Source organism: Leisingera sp. F5 (assembly GCF_001593695.1).
This window is the reverse complement of record NZ_LUKH01000567.1, coordinates 1-2,114: the sequence shown is the minus strand read 5'-3', so window position 1 is coordinate 2,114 and position 2,114 is coordinate 1. Positions and strand designations below refer to the sequence as shown.

The following is a 2,114-nucleotide window of genomic DNA, read 5'->3' as shown; positions in this document are numbered from 1 at the left end:
GGATGAAACGGAAGATCATTCCAGTGTTCTGGATGCGCTCGCGGAGATTGACGTGCCAGAGCAGGCAGACACGGCAGCGGATGATGCGCTGGAAAGCCTCGCGGCGGTTGAAACTGCGGAGCTGCCCGCGGAGGATCACGCCGGCATTCTGGACGGTCTGGCGGAACAGGCGCTGGAGGATGAAGCGGAAGACGATACCGCGGGTTCTGCCTTGGAGAGCTTGGCGGCGGCAGAGGTTCTGGATGCGGATGTCTCTGATGAGTCTGCATCGGTTCTGGACGGGCTGGCTGCGATTGAAGTGGAAGACGGCAATGATGACACTGCGGGTGCCGCGCTGGAAAGCTTAGCGACGGCAGACCTGGAGGTGCCGGAGCCTAAGGAACACTCGGATGTTCTGGACGGGCTGGCCGGTTTGCAGCAGGAAGAAGCAGACGCCGATGACGCGGCGGAGGCAGCCCTGGAAAGTCTGACCCCGGTAGAGATAGCTGAGGACCAGGGCGAAGATATTGCCGGTGTTCTGCGTGACCTTTCAGATGTTGAGCCGGTTGCAGAGGATGACGACAGCGAAGCCGCTGCGGCGCTGGACAGCCTGGCTGAAGCAGCAGCCGAAGACGGCATTGAAAACGACGGCCTGGACGATGTTCTGGACGGGCTGCTGGACGATGCTGCGGTGGAGGAAGCCGACGGCAGCGCGGCGGCGGATGCACTGGACAGCCTGGTCTCGGTTGAGACAGCGGAAACGGCGGAAGACGACGCCGGTGATGTACTGGAAGGGTTGCTGGCGGGCGGCTCGGAGCAAGATAAGGATACAGGTGAAGATCTGAGTTCGGTGCTGGACAGCCTTGAGACGCCTGAGGAAACGGACGGCGAAGACAGCGCCGCAGACGTGCTGGCCGGGCTGGCAGAGGATCTTCCGGAGGACGCACCAGTAGAGGGGGTTGGGCTGGACGGTATCCTCGGCGGGCTGGAAGAACCGGAGGACGATGCCGGGGACAACGATCAGAGACATTAGTGCGCCGCACCTCGGCCGCATCCAGCAGCCGGAACCAGGCCCAAGGCCCGTCCCGCGACATCACATTCTCGGCGTCGCGCTTCTTGGGCAAAAGGGTGATCCGCGCCAGCCCGACCGACCCCGGCCAGGTCACCGCCACAGGCGTCGGCGCACCGGACCGGTGATTATAGGCCACTTTGGAGCCATCGATCTCCAGCACCACTTCTTTGGCCTTGGGGTCCAGCGCGTTGACAGTAATCTGGAACTGCACTGCAGGCTGCGCACCGCCGGCAAAAAATGCCTCCTTGATCTCGGCGGCATATTGCATCTGCTGCAGAACCGCCGGACTGATGCCCAGATCCACGTCGTTCACCCGCTTCCAGATCCAGGGACGGCTGCGGGTATCGACGTATTTCAACAGCTGATCATTGAAGAACCCGTCGATCAGCCCGCCGGGCGCAAACAGCTTGGCAAAATCGGCCATCGCCACATCGGCCCGGGCCGAGCGGTTGAACGGATAGCGGTTCCCCAACGCCTGTTGGCAGAACGGCAGCACCGCCGATTGCCAGCGCGCATTGATCGAAGCACGCGTGCCTTCCGAAGTGATCCCCGAGGACCCCGCGGAAATCTGCGTCGCCCAGCGGGGCAGCGGCCCGCCCATCCGGCTGGCGGTTTGCTGGAACTGCAGCAGCGCCTGGCCGCTTTGCCCGCCCGTGGCCACGCCCGAGAAGGACATCTTGTTCAGTTCCTGATAAACCTGCTGCAGCTGGCCCATCAGATCATCCAGCTGCGAGGGCTGGCCGTCGGGCCGGTTCACCAGATTGTACAGCCATTCAAACCGCTCCTGCACATAGGCGCCCGGCGGCTTGGCGGCCTGTCCGGGTGCGTTTTCGGCAGAGCCGACCAGCGCCTCCAGCAGGATCTGGCCCTGGATCGACAGGTTGGATCGCGCCTCAATCGCGGCCACATTCTGAGCACCCGCGGCAAGAGTGCCGACATCCAGCACAGATTTGTCCTCGTTCAACCGGGTTTCCGCACTGATGTCGGTCAGGATGTTGACGATGGGCGAGGTTGGCCCCGACAGCACATTCGTGACTTCAACGGCGTGGGACAGTGACTCCAG

1 protein-coding gene and 1 pseudogene are annotated in these 2,114 nt (G+C 63.1%); one reads left to right on the top strand and one right to left on the bottom strand.

The annotated features are described in order from the left end of the window. Nucleotides 1–1,012 (top strand): hypothetical protein (locus A2I95_RS33340; RefSeq protein WP_291736734.1); only part of this gene is annotated, 1,012 nt, incomplete at its 5' end. 46 nt (nucleotides 1,013–1,058) lie between these two features. Here the strand turns inward: A2I95_RS33340 and A2I95_RS42685 are convergent. Further along, nucleotides 1,059–1,652: pseudogene (locus A2I95_RS42685) on the bottom strand (type VI secretion IcmF C-terminal domain-containing protein); the annotation flags it as partial. Nucleotides 1,653–2,114 lie beyond the last annotated feature (462 nt).